At 59.2% G+C, this 1506-nt stretch carries 2 protein-coding genes; both read left to right on the top strand.

Annotated features, from left to right (window positions below; genetic code table 11):
* Positions 1-58 precede the first annotated feature (58 nt).
* On the top strand, positions 59-550 hold the full coding sequence (locus FS777_RS21215; RefSeq protein WP_178091311.1) for a transposase: 492 nt from the start codon (positions 59-61) through the stop codon (positions 548-550).
* Positions 547-1506 (top strand): IS3 family transposase (locus FS777_RS21210; protein WP_145257574.1); only part of this gene is annotated, 960 nt, incomplete at its 3' end. The genes FS777_RS21215 and FS777_RS21210, both read left to right, overlap by 4 nt.

Below are 1506 nucleotides of genomic sequence, written 5' to 3'. Positions count from 1 at the left end.
CCCTCCATGTCAGGATAGTTGTCGCCCCGTGCAATAGATGGAGGGCGAGGACTGTCTCATGAAGCAACGACGTTACACCGCTGAGGAAAAAGCCTGGGCGCTGGAGCAAATGTCGGCCCCGATCAGCCGTACGGTCGTAGAGCTGGCCAAGCAAACGGGCATCACTGCTGTCACACTCAGGACTTGGCGTAACGAAGCCAAGACCCAGGGAGCACAGATGGCAGGAACAGGTAAGCGCAACGGGCGCTGGAGCAGCGCTGACAAGTTCAGGGCAGTGCTCCAGACAGCCGCAATGAGCGAGGCAGAGATTTCGGCATACTGCCGTACCGCAGGCATTGTGCCGGCGGACTTGGTGTTGTGGCGTGCAGCGTGTGAGCAAGCCAATACGCCTACCCAGCAGGAACCCGCCAAAGATATTGCTTCGGTCAAGCGTATCGAGCAATTGGAGCGTGAGCTGCGGCGCAAAGAAAAGGCTTTGGCAGAAACGGCAGCGTTGTTGGTGCTGCGAAAAAAGGCCAATGCGATCTGGGGCAAGGGCGAGGACGAATGACCAGCGCCGCAGATCGCACCACTGCCCTTGAGTTGATCGATGCGGCTATCGAGTCAGGCGCTCGTCAGCGTGCAGCCTGCACAGAGCTGGGCATCACCGAGCGCACCTTGCAGCGGTGGCGCAACCAACCTAAAGACCGGCGGCCTGAAACGAGTCGCCCAACGCCGGCCAACAAACTGAGCGAGCAGGAGCGGCTGGCGGTTCTGGCAGCAGCCAATCGTCCTGACTGTGCAGGCCTCACTCCACATGAAATCGTGCCGAAGTTGGCAGATGAAGGCCTTTACTTGGCCTCAGAATCCACCTTTTATCGAGTGCTCAAGTCAGCAGGCCAGGCACATCGGCGTGGACGCGGCAGAAAGCCCCAAGCCAGGCCGCTCACCACGCACAGGGCAGACGGCCCGAACCAGGTTTGGTGCTGGGATATCACCTGGCTGCCCAGCACAGTCAAAGGCCGTTACTTCTACTGGTACATGGTCAAAGATATCTACAGCCGCAAGCTGGTCATGAATGAGGTGCATGAGGCAGAGAGCGCTGAACATGCCAGCGTCTTGCTGGAACGTGCCTGTCTGCGTGAAGCAATCCGCCCGGAAACATTGGTGCTTCATTCAGACAATGGCAGCGCCATGAAAGGCGCGACAATGCTGGCCGCTCTGCGTGATCTGGGTGTGCTGCCATCGTTTAGCCGCCCGCGGGTCAGCAACGATAACGCCTATGCCGAAGCCTTGTTCCGTACGGCCAAGTACTGCTCGCGATGGCCAGGCCTGCCGTTTGAATCACTGGACGAGGCTCGGGTATGGGTCATGGAGTTTGCTGCCTGGTACAACAATGAACACCGCCATAGCGCGCTTAAATACGTCACTCCTGCGCAGCGACATGGGAGGCAGGATGCTGCTGCGCTGAAGCAGCGTGAACAGGTCTACACGGTGGCTCAGCGTGGGAATCCAGAGCGCTGGGCT

The sequence above is a fragment of the Pseudomonas sp. DE0157 genome, assembly GCF_007678615.1.
Taxonomy (GTDB): domain Bacteria; phylum Pseudomonadota; class Gammaproteobacteria; order Pseudomonadales; family Pseudomonadaceae; genus Aquipseudomonas; species Aquipseudomonas parafulva_B.
This window is presented reverse-complemented; position numbering and strand designations above follow the sequence as displayed.

What these genes read in the sequence shown, in the direction of transcription:
- FS777_RS21215 (WP_178091311.1), top strand. Translation starts at nt 59, where the DNA reads ATGAAGCAACGACGTTACACCGCTGAGGAAAAAGCCTGGGCGCTGGAG.